Source organism: Pseudoxanthomonas sp. Root65 (assembly GCF_001427635.1).
Taxonomy (GTDB): domain Bacteria; phylum Pseudomonadota; class Gammaproteobacteria; order Xanthomonadales; family Xanthomonadaceae; genus Pseudoxanthomonas_A.
In genome coordinates this window covers 1,797,248-1,812,343 of the sequence record NZ_LMHA01000001.1, presented here as the reverse complement: position 1 = coordinate 1,812,343, position 15,096 = coordinate 1,797,248, and the positions used below count along the sequence as shown (strand labels likewise).

Sequence of the window (15,096 nt, the reverse complement as noted above, 5' to 3'; positions counted from 1 at the left end):
CTGGCAACGTCGCCGAAGTCGCGCCCATCGCCCGCTATCAGCCTTCACCTGTCCGCCCGCCCGACATCCCACGACGACGCGCACCTGCCTGATCCATCACGTAACGGCGAAAAATCAAACAATCGCTTAAAACGAAGCAAACTTCGGCGAACTGGACAGCATTGCCGGGTTCAAGCAGACTGCCGCCCTTCCGCTGGAGAGCCGAATGGCGAAGCTGCTGGTCCTGCATGGCCCCAACCTCAACCTGCTCGGCACCCGCGAGCCGGAGGTCTATGGCCACGCGACACTGGCGGACATCGACCTGGCGCTGACGGCGCAGGCGCAGGCGGCGGGACACCAGCTGGAAAGCTTCCAGTCCAACGCCGAACACGCCTTGGTCGACCGCATCCAGGCCGCCCGCGGCGACGGCACCGCCTTTCTCCTGATCAACCCGGCCGCCTTCACCCACACCTCGGTCGCGATCCGCGACGCGCTGGCGGCGGTGGCCCTGCCCTTCATCGAAATCCACCTGTCCAACCCGCACAGCCGCGAACCCTTCCGCCACACCAGCTATCTCAGCGACAAGGCGGTGGGCGTGGTCTGCGGGTTCGGCGCCGACAGCTACCGCTACGCGCTGGACGCCGCCCTGCAGCGGCTGCCCGCCTGACCTTTCTCTGGTTCCCTGCGGGGAACCGCGTTCAACCACGAGGCTCCCATGGATCTCCGCAAAATCAAGAAACTGATCGACCTGCTGGAAGAGTCGAACCTGGCCGAAATCGAGATCAAGGAAGGCGAAGAGTCCGTGCGCCTGGCGCGCACGCCCAAGGGCGGCTATGCGGCGCCGGCAGCGCCTGCGCCCGTCGCCTACGCCGAACCGCGCCCCGCCGCACCCATGCCGATGAGCTCGCCCACCGAGGCCTCCACCGGCGGCACCGCCAAGGCCGGCAACGCCCTGCCGGACGGCCACGTGGTGCGCGCTCCGATGGTAGGTACGTTTTACGCCTCGCCGTCGCCGGACAAGCCTTCGTTCGTCAGCATCGGCCAGGCGGTGAAAGCCGGCGAGACGCTGGCGATCATCGAAGCCATGAAGATGTTCAACCCCATCGAAGCCGATGTGTCCGGCACCGTGCTGTCGATCCTGGCCGAGAGCGGCCAGCCGATCGAATTCGACCAGCCGCTGTTCGTGATCGGCTGAGGTCCGCACCATGCTGGACAAAGTCGTCATCGCCAACCGGGGTGAGATCGCGCTGCGCATCCTGCGCGCCTGCCACACCCTCGGCATCCGCACGGTCGCGGTGCATTCCACCGTCGACCGCAACCTCAAGCACGTGGCCATGGCGGATGAATCCGTCTGCATCGGCCCGGCCGCATCGAAGGACAGTTACCTCAACATCCCGGCGATCATCGCCGCGGCCGAAGTGACCGACGCGCAGGCCATCCATCCGGGCTACGGCTTCCTGTCGGAGAACGCCGACTTCGCCGAGCGGGTGGAGCAGTCCGGCTTCATCTTCATCGGCCCCAAGGCCGACACCATCCGCATGATGGGCGACAAGGTGGAAGCCATCCGCGCCATGCAGGCCGCCGGCGTGCCGTGCGTGCCGGGCAGCGGCGGTCCGCTGGGCGACGACATCGTGGCGAACACCAAGATCGCGCGCGAGATCGGCTATCCGGTCATCATCAAGGCGGCGGGTGGCGGTGGCGGTCGCGGCATGCGCGTGGTGCATGTCGAGGGCGCACTGAAGGCGGCCATCGAGACCACCAAGTCGGAGGCCAAGGCGGCCTTCGGCAACGGCGAGGTCTACATGGAGAAGTTCCTGGAGAATCCGCGCCACGTGGAGATCCAGGTGCTGGCCGACGGCCAGGGCAACGCCATCCACCTGGGCGAGCGCGACTGCTCGATGCAGCGCCGCCACCAGAAGGTCGTGGAGGAAGCGCCGGCACCGGGCATCAGCGAGGAACTGCGCAACGAGATCGGCAAGGTCTGCGTGGAAGCCTGCATCCGCATCGGCTACCGCGGCGCGGGTACGTTCGAGTTCCTGTTCGAGGATGGCCGCTTCTACTTCATCGAGATGAACACCCGCATCCAGGTGGAGCATCCGGTGACCGAGCGCATCACCGGCATCGACCTGGTCTGCGAACAGCTGCGCATCGCCGCCGGCCACAAGCTGAGCATCAAGCAGAGCGACATCGTGCTGCGCGGCCACGCCATCGAGTGCCGCATCAATGCGGAAGATCCCGATACGTTCATGCCGCATCCGGGCCTGATCCAGCACTTCCATCCGCCCGGTGGTCCTGGCGTGCGCGTGGACACGCACATCTACGAAGGCTACCGCGTGCCGCCGAACTACGACTCGATGATCGCCAAGCTCATCGTGCATGGTCCGGACCGAGACACCGCCATCGCCCGCATGCGCGTGGCGCTCAGCGAGATGGTCATCGACGGCATCAAGACGAATATCCCCCTGCAGCAGCGCATCATGCGCGACCAGGGCTTCCAGGCCGGCGGTCAGAACATCCACTACCTGGAAAAGCGCCTGGCCGAACGCAAGAACAAGGCGATCTCGCTGGTCTGACGCGGATCCGCATCGCCGAAAAACCGAAGGGCCGGGATGTCGCCATCCCGGCCCTTCCGGTTTGCGATGCGCGAAGACGTATCGCGTTACCGCGCCGGCGCCTGCTGCGTACCCGGCACCGGGGTGGCGCCGAGCGGCGAGGAGGGATCGGTGATCCGCACCACTTCGGACGAACCATCGGCCCACACCACCCGGATGGTGCTGCCCGGAGACAATGTCGAGAAGGGCGTGCCGCTGCGCGCGCGGTACAGCGCCGCGACCTGCGCCGCACCCAGGCGGCGCGCATCGTCGGGGGCGTGGATGGTCATGTGCCCCACCCGCGAGAGGTCCCGGAAGCCGGGGTCGCGCGTCTCGATGACGATCGTGGCGGCCGCAGCGGCATACGCCACCACCACCAGGCCCCACACCAGGAGATTGATTCCCGGCCGCGTGCGCTTGTATTTCATCCGTCTACTCCCTGGGGGGCCAGCAAGGTGCCCACCATCTCGTCCACATTGTCCGCACCCTGTCGCGGGACACCGGCATCCCGTGCGAAGGTGGTGAAATCCTGCGATGCGTCCTGCGAGCAGATGCCGCCGTTGACGCAGTAATTGGTCATCATCGAACCGTCAGGGCTGCAGTCCATGCCCAACTGGCATGAGGCGATGCGCCAGGCGATCTCGCTCAGTTCGCTGCCCGACACCTCGCCCAGCGTGTCGCGCTGTCCGCTGCCGGTGGTGCCCATCACCGGCGCGATGGCGAGATAGGCGAAGGGGTCTTCCGATTCGAGGACGCGCCGCACCAGGTCGCGCCGGTAGTCGTCGCCCTGCTGGAGCGGCTGATCCATCGCCAGCAGGGCGGCTTCCGCCGCCAGGCTGCCTGCACGCGCGGCCTGCGTGCGCTGGGTGATGAGGGTCGGCAACGAGAAACCGTCCTGCGGCACGAAGCGGCCGCAGCGCTGCTGCACGCGCTGGCGGGCGGCGATCATCGCGCTGCCGCCGGACAATCCCAGGCCGGCGATGACGCGGGTGTCCTGCACATAACCGACCGGATCGGCCGCGTAGCCCGCGCAATGGTCCTGCACCAGGCTCAGCAGCCACATGGCATCGGCATCGCCTGCCGCCGCCAGCGCCACCAGCTGGCGCGAATAGGCGAACAGGTCGGTGCTGTCCTCGAAGCCGCGCCGCAACGGCGACAACGCGGGCACAGCACGCACGGATGCCGGGCGCAGCACGGGCGTTGCGGAAGACGGGGAGAAAGATCGAACGGCTGGCGCGGCGCCGGCATCGACGGCCGTGGGCAGCGCATGCGGCAGCCAACCCGCCTGGCGCAGCGGCATCCACGCCAGCGCCCCCAGCAGGCCCACCAGCATCATCGGCATCAGCAGCTTCCGGGGCACGCAGCCATTATCCCGGCGCTTACCGGGGCTTTCAATGCAATGCGCGCGCGTTCACGCAGCCGGTGGCGCCTTTCGTCGTGCCGCTGCGGTCCGTCGCCGCGACACGCGTGAGACAATCCCGGCCCGTTCATTTTCACCGCGTCCGGCCATGCCTTATCTGGAACTCTCCCTGCGCTGCACCGAAGCCGAGCAGCCGCGCTACGAGAACGCATTGGATGACGTGGGCGCGTTGTCGGTCACCCTGCTGGACGCCGATGCCGATACCGGCAACGAACGCGCCATCCTCGAGCCGCGCGTCGGCGAAACCCCGTTGTGGAAGGCGCTGGTGCTGACCGCGCTGTTCGATGCGGACACCGATGCGCTGACCCTGCTGGCCGCCCTGGACTCTTTCGATCCCGGCCTGGACTGGACGCAGGTCGGCTTCCGCAAGGTCGAGGACGAGGACTGGGAACGCGCGTGGCTGGACCAGTTCACGCCGATGCGCTTCGGCGCACGCACCTTCATCGTGCCGTGGAATCACGCCGTGCCCGATGACGCGGGCGACGACGCGGCCGTCGTGCGCCTCGATCCCGGCCTGGCGTTCGGCTCCGGCACGCATCCCACCACCGCCCTGTGCCTGCGCTGGCTCGACGCCCTGGCCAGCGACGGCGTGCTGCAGGGGCAGCGCGTGCTCGATTTCGGCTGCGGCTCCGGCATCCTCGCGCTGGCCGCACTGAAGCTGGGCGCCGCGCAGGCCGTCGGTGTCGACAACGACCCGCAGGCGCTGCTGGCCAGTACCGACAATGCGCAACGCAACGACGTGGGCGCGGACTTCAGCGTCTACCTGCCTGACGACGAACCGGTGACCACGTATCCGGTCGTGGTGGCGAACATCCTGGCCTCGGCGCTGGATGCGCTGGCCGAGATCCTCGCCGCGCGCGTGGCGTCGGGCGGCCGCATCGCACTGTCCGGCATCCTCAAGGGGCAGGAAGACGACCTGCTCGTCCGTTATGCCGCGTGGTTCGACGCACTGTCCGCCACGCAGGACGGCGACTGGATGCGCATCGACGGCATCCGCCGCTGACGTTGCCGGTCACAACACGCCCGCAGACGAGCGTGGTTGAATAGCGGCCATGTTCACCGCCTGCCCGCACTGCCAGTTCCTTGTCGCCCGCGACCCGCACTCGGGTGCCGTGCCGGCGGCATGTCCGCGCTGCGGAAAGCCGCTGGCGACGGCAGGTGATGCGATATCGCCGGCGCCAAGCCTGGCCACGCTGCTGCATGCGACGCCGACGAAGGCCGAACCGCAGGCGCCGGACGCGGACGTCATCACCGCCGATGCCATCGCCAACGCAGCGGCAGAGGTGCCATCCGTCGAGATGGAGACGCCGCTGACGGCAGCGCCGATGGATGCATCGTCACCGCCGGAAGATGCCGAACACGAAGCCGTTCCGCGCGACGATGCATCCCCGCACCACGACGCATCAGCACCCAACCCCATCCCGTCGCCCGACACCGCACCGGCCCGCACGCCCGATGCAGCGATCGCGACTCCGGTTGCCGCACGCGAGGCGACGGGGCCGCGTTTCCTGCACCGCGCACGCACCACGCCGGTGCATGCGCAGCGTGCGCGCGCACTGTGGGCGGTCGTCGTCGCGCTGTCGCTGCTGCTCTGCCTGCAGGTCGTGATCGCCGATCGCGCTCGGCTGGCGATGCAGGCCGGATGGCGACCGGTGGTCGTGGCGTTGTGCGGCGTGTTCCGCTGCGAGGTCCCGACCTGGCGCGAACCCGCGGCCTTCACCATGCTCAGCCGTGATGTGCGTCCCGTCCTTGGCGCGCCGGGCACCCTGCAGGCGCAGGCCACGTTCCGCAACGAAGCGCGCTGGGCGCAGGGTTGGCCTGTGATCCTGCTGACGTTGAAGGATGCCGATGGCCGCACGCTCGGCGCCCGCGCCCTGCAGCCCGAGGATTACCTGCCGGAGGGTGAGACGACGACCGCCATCGGGCCGGGCCAGAGCGCGCAGATGGCGGTGCGGATACGCGAACCCAGCGCCAGCGTCGTCGCGTTTTCCTTCGACTTCCGTTAAGTCCGCCGGTTCATCAAAAAGCGGATGCACGCGCCGCGATCAGGCGCTAGACTCGTCCGCCCGCCGAATACCCACAAGCACAAGGCGGGCATCTGCATCCGTAGCGCCCAGGGGATCCGATTGAACGCCGCCTCCACACGCCAGGACACGCCACGCGCCGCATCGCGTCCGCCGTTGCGCGAACATGTCGCGCATTCCGTGCGCCGCTACCTGCGCGACCTGGACGGCTGCGAAGCCGACGATGTCTACGAGATCGTGCTGCGCGAAATGGAAATCCCGCTGTTCGTGGAAGTGCTCAACCACTGCGAAGGCAACCAGAGCCGCGCCGCCGCCATGCTCGGCATCCACCGCGCCACGCTGCGCAAGAAGCTCAAGGACTACGGACTGGCCTGAGCCGTCCCGGACGCCGTGGTGCAGCGCGTTATAATTCGCGCCCCGCTCCGTCCCGCCGTCCTCCATGACCCTCGATCTCCAGCCCGTGCGTCGGGCGCTGTTGTCCGTTTCCGACAAGACCGGCCTGCTCGACCTGGCCCGCGCACTGGCTGCCCGCGATGTCGAGCTGCTGTCCACCGGCGGCACCGCGAAGACATTGCGTGACGCCGGCCTGTCCGTGCGCGATGTCGCCGACGTCACCGGCTTCCCGGAAATGATGGACGGCCGCGTCAAGACCCTGCATCCGAAGGTACACGGCGGCCTGCTGGGCCGCGCAGGTACCGACGACGCGGTGATGGTCGAGCACGGCATCGGCGCCATCGACCTGCTGGTGCTGAACCTATATCCGTTCGAGTCCGTCACCGCCAAGGCCGACTGCACGCTGGCCGATGCGGTGGAGAACATCGACATCGGCGGTCCGGCGATGCTGCGTTCGGCGGCGAAGAACTTCGCCCGCGTCGCGGTCGCCACCGATCCCTCGCAGTACGCCGCACTGGTCGCCGAACTCGAGGCGAACGATGGCGCGCTGTCGGCAAAAACGCGTTTCGCGCTGTCGGTGGCCGCGTTCAACCGCGTGGCGCAGTACGACGCCGCGATCAGCAACTATCTCTCCACCGTCACCGATACCTCGTCGGACGTGCCCGTGCGCAGTGCCTTCGCCGCGCAGGCCAACGGCAGCTTCATCAAGGTCATGGACCTGCGCTACGGCGAGAATCCGCACCAGCAGGCCGCGTTCTACCGCGACCTGTATCCCGCGCCCGGTTCGCTGGCGACGTTCGAGCAGTTGCAGGGCAAGGAACTGAGCTACAACAACATCGCCGACAGCGATGCGGCATGGGAATGCGTGCGCCAGTTCGATGCGCCGGCCTGCGTGATCGTCAAGCATGCGAATCCCTGTGGCGTGGCCGTCGGCGTGGCCTGCGGGGATGCGTACGAACTGGCCTACGCGACGGATCCGACCAGCGCCTTCGGCGGCATCATCGCCTTCAACCGCACACTGGATGCGGCGACGGCGAAGGTCATCCTGGACCGCCAGTTCGTGGAAGTACTGATCGCGCCGGACTACGAGCCGGCCGCGCTCGACTACGCCACCAAGAGGGCCAACGTGCGCGTGCTGCGCATTCCGATGGCGCCGGTTTCGCCGGGCTTCATCGACACCAAGCGCATCGGCTCGGGCCTGTTGCTGCAGACCGCCGATGACCGCGTGGTCACGCGCGACGAACTCAAGGTCGTGACACAGCGGGCGCCGACCGACGCGCAGTTCACCGATCTGCTGTTCGCCTGGAAGGTGGCCAAGTTCGTGAAGTCCAACGCCATCGTCTACGCCAAGGACCATCGCACCATCGGCGTGGGCGCCGGCCAGATGAGCCGCGTGTACTCGGCGCGCATCGCCGGCATCAAGGCCGCCGATGCGAACCTGGTGGTCGAAGGATCGGTGATGGCCAGCGACGCGTTCTTCCCGTTCCGCGACGGCATCGATGCCGCGGCCGCGGCCGGCATCAAGGCGGTGATCCAGCCGGGCGGCTCGATGCGCGACGGCGAGGTGATCGCGGCCGCAGACGAGCACGGCATCGCGATGGTGTTCACCGGGGTGCGTCACTTCCGCCACTGAGGGCTCCGGCCCTCGTCGTTGTCTGCACCTCCTCGGAGCACGACCGCATGATGAACGTCCTTCGTACTGCCTCCATCCTCTTCGCGACGGGCATCGCGCTGATCGTTGCCGGCTGCACGGATACGACGTCACGCCTCCAGCAGGTGCAGGCGAAGATCGCGGCCACGTTGCCCGCACCTTATTACGAGGACCTGGTGACCGAAGCGGTGGAGGTCGAGGGCAATCGCCTGGTGATGCGCATCCGCAGTCCGGCCGGCGATGCCGCCAGGACCCGCGAGGCGGTCGGCTTCGACATGCTGAAGCAGAGCGAGCAGCGCGCGCTGTACGAGCTGTGCGCGCTGCCGGACATCGCGCCGCTACTCGACACCGATGCCGTCCTGGTCAGGCGCTTCGTCGACCCGAAGGACGCGCCGTTCTTCGAAGTCCAGCTCCCCGCGCGCGACTGCGCGACTCCACCGGCCGACGCGCCGGCACAGCCATGAGGAAAGCCCCTTGAAAGTCCTGGTCATCGGTGCCGGCGGTCGCGAGCACGCGCTGTCGTGGAAGCTGGCGCAGTCGCCGCGCGTGGACGAAGTGATCGTGGCGCCCGGCAACGCCGGTACCGCGACGGAAGCCAAGTGCCGCAATGCCGTGGTGAAGGTCACCGATATCGAGGGCCTGCTGGCGCTCGCGCAAGCCGAAGGCGTGGGCCTGACCGTGGTCGGCCCCGAGGTGCCGCTGGTGGCGGGCGTGGTGGACCGGTTCCGCCTGGCGGGACTGCGCATCTTCGGCCCCACCGCTGCCGCCGCGCAGCTGGAAGGCAGCAAGGCCTTCGCCAAGGACTTCCTGGCCCGGCACGGCATCCCGACCGCGTTCTACGCTGTGCACACCGACGTCGATGCCGCGCTGGCCTACGTGCGCGAGAAGGGCGCCCCGATCGTCATCAAGGCCGATGGCCTGGCCGCCGGCAAGGGCGTGATCGTGGCGATGACATTGCAGGAAGCGGAAGACGCCGTACGCGACATGCTGTCGGGCAACGCGTTCGGCGATGCCGGCGCGCGCGTGGTGATCGAGGAGTTCCTGGAAGGCGAAGAGGCCAGCTTCATCTCGATGGTCGACGGCACCACCGCGCTGCCGATGGCCACCAGCCAGGACCACAAGCGCGTCGGCGACGGCGACACCGGTCCGAACACCGGCGGCATGGGCGCGTACTCGCCCGCGCCGGTGGTCACGTCCGCGGTGCATGCCCGCGTGATGCGCGAGGTGGTGAACCCCACCGTGCAGGGCATGATCGCCGACGGCGTGCCGTTCACGGGCTTTCTCTACGCCGGACTGATGATCGACGACGGCGGCGCACCGAAGGTCATCGAGTTCAATGTCCGCTTCGGCGATCCGGAAACGCAGCCGGTGATGCTGCGCCTGCAGTCCGACCTGGTGGATCTGGTCGAAGCCGCCATCGACGGCCGTCTCGATGCCATCGAGGCGCAGTGGGACCCGCGCCCCTCGCTCGGCGTGGTGATGGCCGCGGCGCCGTATCCGGACACGCCGGTGACCGGCGACGTGATCGCCGGGCTGGATGACGTCCCCGCGACGGCGAAGGTGTTCCATGCCGGCACGGCGCTCGACGCCGATGGCCGCGTCATCAGTGCCGGCGGCCGCGTGCTGTGCGTCGCGGCGCTGGGCGACTCGGTATCCGACGCGCAGCGCAATGCGTATGCCGGCGTGGACAAGGTGCGCTGGACGAACGAATTCCACCGCACCGACATCGGCTGGCGCGCGATCGCGCGCGAGCGCACCGGCGCCTGACCGATCACGTCGCCTGCGCGAAGTTCGCCGCGTGTTCGCGCGGCGCGCTGCGCAGGTACTGCGGCGCGATGGCGATGCGTTCGCCCAGCGCCACGGCGGCATGCCAGGGCCAGCGCGGGTCATAGAGGATGCCGCGCGCCAAGGCGATGGCGTCGGCCTGTTCCTGGAGCAGGATGTCCTCGGCCTGCTGCGGTTCGGTGATCAGGCCCACCGCGATCACCGGCATCGCCACATTGCGCCTGATGGCCTCGGCGAACGGCACCTGGTAGGCCGGTCCCAGTGCGATCTTCTGCGCCGGGTGCAGGCCGCCGCTGGAGACGTGGATGAAATGGCAGCCGCGTGCGTCGAGCGCCTTCGCCAGTGCGAGGCTCTGCGCCAGGTCCCAGCCGCCCTCGACCCAGTCGGTGGCGGAGATGCGCACGCCGACCGCCATCGATGCCGGCACGGTCGCCTTGACCGCATCGAACACCTGCAGCACCAGCCGCATCCGGTTCTCCAGCGAGCCGCCGTACGCGTCGTCGCGATGGTTGCTGAGCGGCGACAGGAACTGGTGCAGCAGGTAACCGTGCGCGGCGTGGATCTCGATCAGGTCCAGGCCCAGGCGTACCGCGCGGCGCGCACTCTCGGCGAAGGCCGCGACGACGGCGGCGATACCGGCCTGGTCTAGCGCCTGTGGCGGATGCTGGTCTTCGCCGTAGGCGAGCGACGATGCCGACACCGTCTGCCATCCGTGCGGTGCATCGGGCGCGATCTGTGCGCCGTGATGTTCCCACGGACGCTGCGTGGACGCCTTGCGTCCGGCGTGCGCCAGTTGCACGCCGATCGGCATCGTCGAATGGCGGCGCGTCGCCGCCAGCGCCCGCGCGAAGGCGGCCTCGGTGGTGTCGTCCCACAAACCAAGGTCGGCCCAGCTGATGCGGCCCTGAGCCTGCACGGCGGTGGCTTCGATGATGGCCAAGCCCGCGCCCGATTGGGCGAGGTTCGGCCAATGGAAGGCGTGCCAGTCGGTGGCGCGGCCTTCTTCGGCGGAGTACTGGCACATCGGCGCGATGACGATGCGGTTGGACAGCACAAGCGGCCCCAGTGCAAGGGGAGAGAACAGGCGACTCATGGAGAAGATGACACCGGACAACGTGGGGAGCGCCACTATCCGCCCGCCACCACGCGCCATCAATGCCATCGACGGAACACTGTCGGGCACGCCGGCACGCACCGCCATCGCGATTTGCTAGGCTTCGCGCAACCCACGGAGGGCGCATGTCCAGCCACAGCCAGTTCTCGCTGCTGACACAACGGCGATTCCTGCCGTATTTCACCGTCCAGGCGCTGGGCGCCTTCAACGACAACGTCTACCGGCAGGCGATCATCGCGCTGCTGTTTTTCCTGGGCGCCAGCGACGGCCAGCTCTCGCTGTACGCCACGCTGGCGCCGGCGATCTTCATCCTGCCGTACTTCCTGTTCTCCGCCATCGCCGGCCAGTTCGCCGAGAAGCTGGAGAAGCACCGGCTGATCGTGATCACCACGACGATGGAGATCGTGATCATGTCGCTGGCGGCCGTGGGCTTCCTGCTGCAGAACATGCCGCTGCTGCTGGTCGCGCTGTTCTGCACCGGCGTGCAGTCCACGCTGTTCGGGCCGGTGAAGTACTCGGTGCTGCCCTCGATCCTCAAGCCCGAGGAACTGACCGGCGGCAACGGCCTGGTCGAGATGGGCACGTCGATCTCGATCCTGTGCGGCATGATCGCCGGCGGCATGATCTTCCAGATCGCCGGCGCGCATGGTCCGCAGGCGGCGGCCATCGCCATCGTGCTGCTCGCGGTGCTGGGGAACGTGGTGTCGCGGATGATCCCGCGCATGGACGCCGGCGCGCCCGACCTGAAGATCCGCTGGAATCCCATTCCCGAATCGCTGGCCGTGCTGCGCATGGCCAAGCAGCAGTTGGCCGTGCGCAACGCCATCCTCGGCGTGTCGTGGTTCTGGTTCTTCGGCACGCTGCTGACCTCGCAGCTGCCGGCGTACGCGAAGCTTCATCTGGGTGCGGCCGACGGCTCGTCGACGCTGTACGTGTTCGCGCTGGCGCTGTTCTCGATCGGCACCGGCGTCGGGTCGCTGCTGTGCGAACGGCTGTCGGGGCGCACCGTCGAGATCGGCCTGGTGCCGGTGGGCGCACTGGGCATGACCGCGTTCCTGCTGGATCTCTATTTCGCCAGGCCGGGCGCGGCGCCGGCCACCGGCCTGGGCGTGGCCGAGTTCGTGCGCCAGGCCGGCAGCGTGCGGATCATGATCGACCTGATCGGCATCGGCATGTTCGCCGGCATCTTCGTGGTGCCGCTGTTCGCACTGATCCAGAGCCGCACGGAGAATTCGCGGATGGCGCGCGTATTCGCCGCGCTCAACATCCAGAACTCCGGCTTCATCGTGCTGGCGGCGCTGGTGGGACTGGGGCTGCATGCGCTGGGCTGGAGCGGGCCGCAGATCTTCCTGGCGCTGGCCATCGCCAATGCGCTGGTCGCGATCTGGATCTTCACGATCGTGCCCGAGTTCCTGATGCGCTTCCTCAGCTGGCTGCTGGTGCGTGCGCTGTACCGGCTGCGCCTGCACGGCATCGAGAAGCACGTGCCGGACGAAGGCCCGGCGCTGATCGTCTGCAACCATGTCAGCTACATGGACGCCCTGATCCTGGCCGCGACCATTCCACGGCCCGTGCGCTTCGTCATGTACTACAAGATCTTCCAGATCCCGGTGATGAGCTGGATCTTCCGCACCGCCAAAGCCATCCCGATCGCCGGCGCGCGGGAGAATCCGGAACTGATGCAGCGCGCGTTCGATGAGATCGATGCGGCACTGGCGGCGGGCGAGATCGTCGGCATCTTCCCCGAGGGCGCGTTGACCAAGGATGGCGAGATCGCCGCCTTCAAATCCGGCGTGGAAAAGATCCTGGAACGACGTCCGGTGCCGGTGGTGCCGATGGCGCTGAAGGGCATGTGGACCAGCATGTGGAGCCATCGCGACAACCGGATGGGGCGCATGCGCGTACCGCGCCGGTTCCGTGCGCACGTGGAGGTGGTGGCGGGCGAACCGATGGACGGCGCGGCCGTGGATGCGGATGTGCTGGAAGCGAAGGTGCGTGCGCTGCGTGGCGATGCGGCCTGATGCTTCCGCCCCGTCGCGTTACCGGCTAGGCTGACCGCAGGGGCCCTCACTTCTCGCACTGCCGCAGGCGTCGGTGGCCCCACCCTGTCGCCCGTTTCCGCGAGAACCGCATGAGCACGCTCCCGCCCTCCCCGCAAGGCCCGTACGTTCCCAACCATCTGGTGTGGGCGATCCTCGCCACGCTGTTCTGCTGCCTGCCGCTGGGCATCGTCTCCATCGTGTTCGCCGCGCAGGTCGACGGCAAGCGCGCGGCGGGCGATCTGGCCGGCGCACAGGAGGCATCGCGCAAGGCACTGAACTGGGCGATCGTGTCCGCGCTGATCGCCCCGATCCTGATCGCGCTGTGGTTCTTTTTGTTCGGCGGTCTGGCACTATTGGGCAGCCTGAGCGGCATGTAGGCCGACTCGCCCACTCTCCATCCCTGCACAAGGAAAGCCTGCATGAGCGCCGTACCTCCCATGCCCCCGTCATCCGCCGCACCGGGCAGCGTCCCCAACCATCTGGCATGGGCCATCGTGTCCACCGTGCTGGCCACCTGCCTGTGCTGCCCGCTCGGCCTGATCGGCATCGTCGCGATCGTGTTCTCGTCGCAGGTCAACGGCAAGCTCAACCAGGGCGACCTGGAAGGCGCGCGCCGCGCGTCCGCCAACGCCAAGACCTGGTGCTGGGTGGCCACCGCGTTCGCCATCATCGGCCTGCTGCTCAACATCGTGGTGCTCGCCACCGGCGGCATGGAGCAGTACATGGAGATGATGCAGCAGATGCAGCAGATGCAGTGATCGCACTGCGTCCCCTGCACTATGTCGCAATGACGGCGGCGGCCCTGGTGGCCGCCGTCGGCGTCTGGCTACTGCTGAACTTCGATCCCAACGCGGCAGACAGCCCCTTTCCGGGCTGCATGTTCCGCGCACTGACCGGGTATTTCTGCGTGGGCTGCGGCCTGACGCGCGCCCTGCATGCCCTGGTCCATGGCGACCTGCCGCGCGCGTTCGCTATGAACCCGCTCGCCGTCCTGCTGCTGCCGGTCGTGCCGATGATGATCGCGCATGGCCAGGGATGGCGGCCTCGCGTGCTGGCGCCGGTGATGCGCGTATTGCTCGCGCCGAAATTCTGGCTGGTGCTGCTGCCGGCGTACTGGATCGCACGGAACCTGCCGTGGTTCCCTTTTACGCTGCTCGCACCAGGCTGACGGCGCGACGGCTGGCGACTCAGCTGACCCAGCCCCCGATCACGAACAGCGCCAGTACCGCCATCCACAGCAGCAGGATGCGCCAGACCAGGCTCATCGCATCGCGTAGCTCGGGCAGGTCGCGCATGGTTTGCACCATGCCTTCTTCCGCATACTCCTCGGCTTCTTCCGCCAGTTCGACGCGCACGCTGGCGCGGGCGACGTGGGCAAGGAATCCGGTATCCAGGCGGAAGCGCGTGCCGCCGGCCTCGCGCCAGGCGGAGAACACGGTATCGAAGTTACCCACCAGCGCCATCGCCAGCGTCATCAGTTGCGCGACCGGCCAGTCCAGCGCGGTCTTCAACGCGCGCGCGCCGGTACGGTTCTGTTCGGGCAGGTCCGTCGCGGCGGCACTCTGCGCGGCAAGCCGGTAGAGGAGCGCCCCCACCGGGCCGAGCAGCAGGAACCAGAACAGCACGCCGAACCAGCGTTGCAGTGCGTTGGCGAACACGGCCTCGACCAGGGCGGGACCGTCCAGTGCCGCGCCTTCCCCTGTGAGTCCGAGGCGCGCGATCGCCGCACGGCGGGTCGGTGCGTCGTGTGCATCGATGACGGCTTCGACGTCGAGATCGAGATCGCGGGGACCCCATGCGTAGACCAGGATCGCGATATCGAACAGCAGGCCGACCAGCCCGTAGACCAGGCCATCCAGCAGCCATTGCAGCAGCGCGACCACCAGCAGCACCGGCACCAGCGCCAGCGCGATGCCGTAGCGCCCCCGCCAGACATCGCCCGCGGACTCGCCCAGCCAATGCAGCCAGGCGCTATACCAGTGGTAATGGCGCCACGCGGCGACCAGCGTGGGCGCGACGTGGCCAAGCACCAGCGCAAGCACGACGGCAACGAGCGTGATCGACATGCGGTTCCTCCGGAGCCGGATTCTAGCGCGG

The 15,096-nt window shown here is 68.1% G+C and carries 17 protein-coding genes; 13 read left to right on the top strand and 4 right to left on the bottom strand.

The genetic code is table 11. From position 1 onward, the window contains the following. The first annotated feature begins 205 nt into the window (after positions 1 to 205). From aroQ to accC, 3 genes are read left to right on the top strand one after another with little or no spacing between them, the layout of a single operon-like run. The gene (aroQ, locus tag ASD77_RS07975; RefSeq protein WP_055939733.1) at positions 206 to 646 is read left to right on the top strand and encodes a type II 3-dehydroquinate dehydratase; all 441 of its coding nucleotides are present in this window, start codon (positions 206 to 208) and stop codon (positions 644 to 646) included. 48 nt (positions 647 to 694) lie between these two features. Next, positions 695 to 1,174, top strand: a complete 480-nt coding sequence (gene accB, locus ASD77_RS07970) for an acetyl-CoA carboxylase biotin carboxyl carrier protein (RefSeq protein WP_055939731.1) — start codon at positions 695 to 697, stop codon at positions 1,172 to 1,174. Positions 1,175 to 1,184: 10 nt separating this feature from the next. After that, positions 1,185 to 2,552, top strand: coding sequence for an acetyl-CoA carboxylase biotin carboxylase subunit (gene accC, locus ASD77_RS07965; protein WP_055939729.1), 1,368 nt, complete (start codon positions 1,185 to 1,187; stop codon positions 2,550 to 2,552). Between the two features lie 86 nt (positions 2,553 to 2,638). On the opposite strand, the gene ASD77_RS07960 is transcribed toward accC, so the two are convergent. Together ASD77_RS07960 and ASD77_RS07955 are read right to left on the bottom strand one after the other, a co-directional pair. Then, positions 2,639 to 2,998 (bottom strand): hypothetical protein, encoded by a 360-nt coding sequence (locus tag ASD77_RS07960; protein WP_055939727.1) that lies wholly within the window; start codon positions 2,996 to 2,998, stop codon positions 2,639 to 2,641. Further along, complete coding sequence (locus tag ASD77_RS07955; RefSeq protein WP_156383517.1) at positions 2,995 to 3,930, bottom strand: hypothetical protein; 936 nt, start codon at positions 3,928 to 3,930, stop codon at positions 2,995 to 2,997. The genes ASD77_RS07960 and ASD77_RS07955 overlap by 4 nt, the downstream gene beginning before the upstream one ends. Positions 3,931 to 4,078: 148 nt before the next feature. Here ASD77_RS07955 and prmA point away from each other — a divergent pair, with 148 nt between their 5' ends. The 6 genes from prmA (at position 4,079) to purD (ending at position 9,825) form a co-directional block, all read left to right on the top strand. Continuing rightward, complete coding sequence (prmA, locus tag ASD77_RS07950) at positions 4,079 to 4,993, top strand: 50S ribosomal protein L11 methyltransferase (RefSeq protein WP_055939725.1); 915 nt, start codon at positions 4,079 to 4,081, stop codon at positions 4,991 to 4,993. 49 nt (positions 4,994 to 5,042) lie between these two features. Beyond that, on the top strand, positions 5,043 to 5,996 hold the full coding sequence (locus tag ASD77_RS17720) for a DUF3426 domain-containing protein (RefSeq protein ID WP_082563177.1): 954 nt from the start codon (positions 5,043 to 5,045) through the stop codon (positions 5,994 to 5,996). Between the two features lie 120 nt (positions 5,997 to 6,116). Further along, complete coding sequence (gene fis, locus ASD77_RS07940; protein ID WP_055939724.1) at positions 6,117 to 6,389, top strand: DNA-binding transcriptional regulator Fis; 273 nt, start codon at positions 6,117 to 6,119, stop codon at positions 6,387 to 6,389. 64 nt (positions 6,390 to 6,453) lie between these two features. Further along, complete coding sequence (gene purH, locus ASD77_RS07935; protein WP_055939722.1) at positions 6,454 to 8,040, top strand: bifunctional phosphoribosylaminoimidazolecarboxamide formyltransferase/IMP cyclohydrolase; 1,587 nt, start codon at positions 6,454 to 6,456, stop codon at positions 8,038 to 8,040. A gap of 50 nt (positions 8,041 to 8,090) precedes the next feature. Further along, entirely contained in the window at positions 8,091 to 8,522 is a 432-nt protein-coding gene (locus tag ASD77_RS07930) for a hypothetical protein (protein ID WP_156383516.1), read from the top strand. Positions 8,523 to 8,532: 10 nt separating this feature from the next. Then, entirely contained in the window at positions 8,533 to 9,825 is a 1,293-nt protein-coding gene (purD, locus tag ASD77_RS07925; RefSeq protein ID WP_055939719.1) for a phosphoribosylamine--glycine ligase, read from the top strand. Positions 9,826 to 9,829: 4 nt separating this feature from the next. On the opposite strand, the gene ASD77_RS07920 is transcribed toward purD, so the two are convergent. Continuing rightward, on the bottom strand, positions 9,830 to 10,957 hold the full coding sequence (locus ASD77_RS07920; protein ID WP_200947387.1) for an NADH:flavin oxidoreductase/NADH oxidase: 1,128 nt from the start codon (positions 10,955 to 10,957) through the stop codon (positions 9,830 to 9,832). 125 nt (positions 10,958 to 11,082) lie between these two features. Here ASD77_RS07920 and ASD77_RS07915 point away from each other — a divergent pair, with 125 nt between their 5' ends. The 4 genes from ASD77_RS07915 (at position 11,083) to ASD77_RS07900 (ending at position 14,167) form a co-directional block, all read left to right on the top strand. Beyond that, positions 11,083 to 12,978, top strand: a complete 1,896-nt coding sequence (locus ASD77_RS07915; protein ID WP_055939717.1) for an MFS transporter — start codon at positions 11,083 to 11,085, stop codon at positions 12,976 to 12,978. A gap of 110 nt (positions 12,979 to 13,088) precedes the next feature. After that, positions 13,089 to 13,376 carry a CD225/dispanin family protein gene (locus ASD77_RS07910; RefSeq protein WP_055939715.1) on the top strand — a complete coding sequence of 96 codons (288 nt, stop codon included), beginning with the start codon at positions 13,089 to 13,091 and terminating at the stop codon, positions 13,374 to 13,376. Between the two features lie 42 nt (positions 13,377 to 13,418). Continuing rightward, a complete protein-coding gene (locus tag ASD77_RS07905; RefSeq protein WP_055939713.1) occupies positions 13,419 to 13,757 on the top strand; it encodes a CD225/dispanin family protein in 339 nt (112 codons plus the stop codon). Next, positions 13,757 to 14,167: a DUF2752 domain-containing protein gene (locus ASD77_RS07900; protein WP_055941172.1), complete on the top strand. Its 411-nt coding sequence runs from the start codon at positions 13,757 to 13,759 to the stop codon at positions 14,165 to 14,167. Before ASD77_RS07905 ends, ASD77_RS07900 begins: the two co-directional genes overlap by 1 nt. 19 nt (positions 14,168 to 14,186) lie before the next feature. Here the strand turns inward: ASD77_RS07900 and ASD77_RS07895 are convergent, their stop codons facing one another. Beyond that, on the bottom strand, positions 14,187 to 15,065 hold the full coding sequence (locus ASD77_RS07895; protein ID WP_055939711.1) for a hypothetical protein: 879 nt from the start codon (positions 15,063 to 15,065) through the stop codon (positions 14,187 to 14,189). Positions 15,066 to 15,096 lie beyond the last annotated feature (31 nt).

Excerpts from the sequence above, each read along its gene's own strand:
- prmA (WP_055939725.1), top strand. The coding sequence starts at position 4,079 with ATGCCTTATCTGGAACTCTCCCTGCGCTGCACCGAAGCCGAGCAGCCG.
- ASD77_RS07895 (WP_055939711.1), bottom strand. The coding sequence starts at position 15,065 with ATGTCGATCACGCTCGTTGCCGTCGTGCTTGCGCTGGTGCTTGGCCAC.
- ASD77_RS07910 (WP_055939715.1), top strand. The coding sequence starts at position 13,089 with ATGAGCACGCTCCCGCCCTCCCCGCAAGGCCCGTACGTTCCCAACCAT.
- accB (WP_055939731.1), top strand. The coding sequence starts at position 695 with ATGGATCTCCGCAAAATCAAGAAACTGATCGACCTGCTGGAAGAGTCG.
- ASD77_RS07960 (WP_055939727.1), bottom strand. The coding sequence starts at position 2,998 with ATGAAATACAAGCGCACGCGGCCGGGAATCAATCTCCTGGTGTGGGGC.
- accC (WP_055939729.1), top strand. The coding sequence starts at position 1,185 with ATGCTGGACAAAGTCGTCATCGCCAACCGGGGTGAGATCGCGCTGCGC.
- aroQ (WP_055939733.1), top strand. The coding sequence starts at position 206 with ATGGCGAAGCTGCTGGTCCTGCATGGCCCCAACCTCAACCTGCTCGGC.
- ASD77_RS07930 (WP_156383516.1), top strand. The coding sequence starts at position 8,091 with ATGAACGTCCTTCGTACTGCCTCCATCCTCTTCGCGACGGGCATCGCG.
- ASD77_RS07915 (WP_055939717.1), top strand. The coding sequence starts at position 11,083 with ATGTCCAGCCACAGCCAGTTCTCGCTGCTGACACAACGGCGATTCCTG.
- ASD77_RS17720 (WP_082563177.1), top strand. The coding sequence starts at position 5,043 with ATGTTCACCGCCTGCCCGCACTGCCAGTTCCTTGTCGCCCGCGACCCG.
- ASD77_RS07905 (WP_055939713.1), top strand. The coding sequence starts at position 13,419 with ATGAGCGCCGTACCTCCCATGCCCCCGTCATCCGCCGCACCGGGCAGC.
- purH (WP_055939722.1), top strand. The coding sequence starts at position 6,454 with ATGACCCTCGATCTCCAGCCCGTGCGTCGGGCGCTGTTGTCCGTTTCC.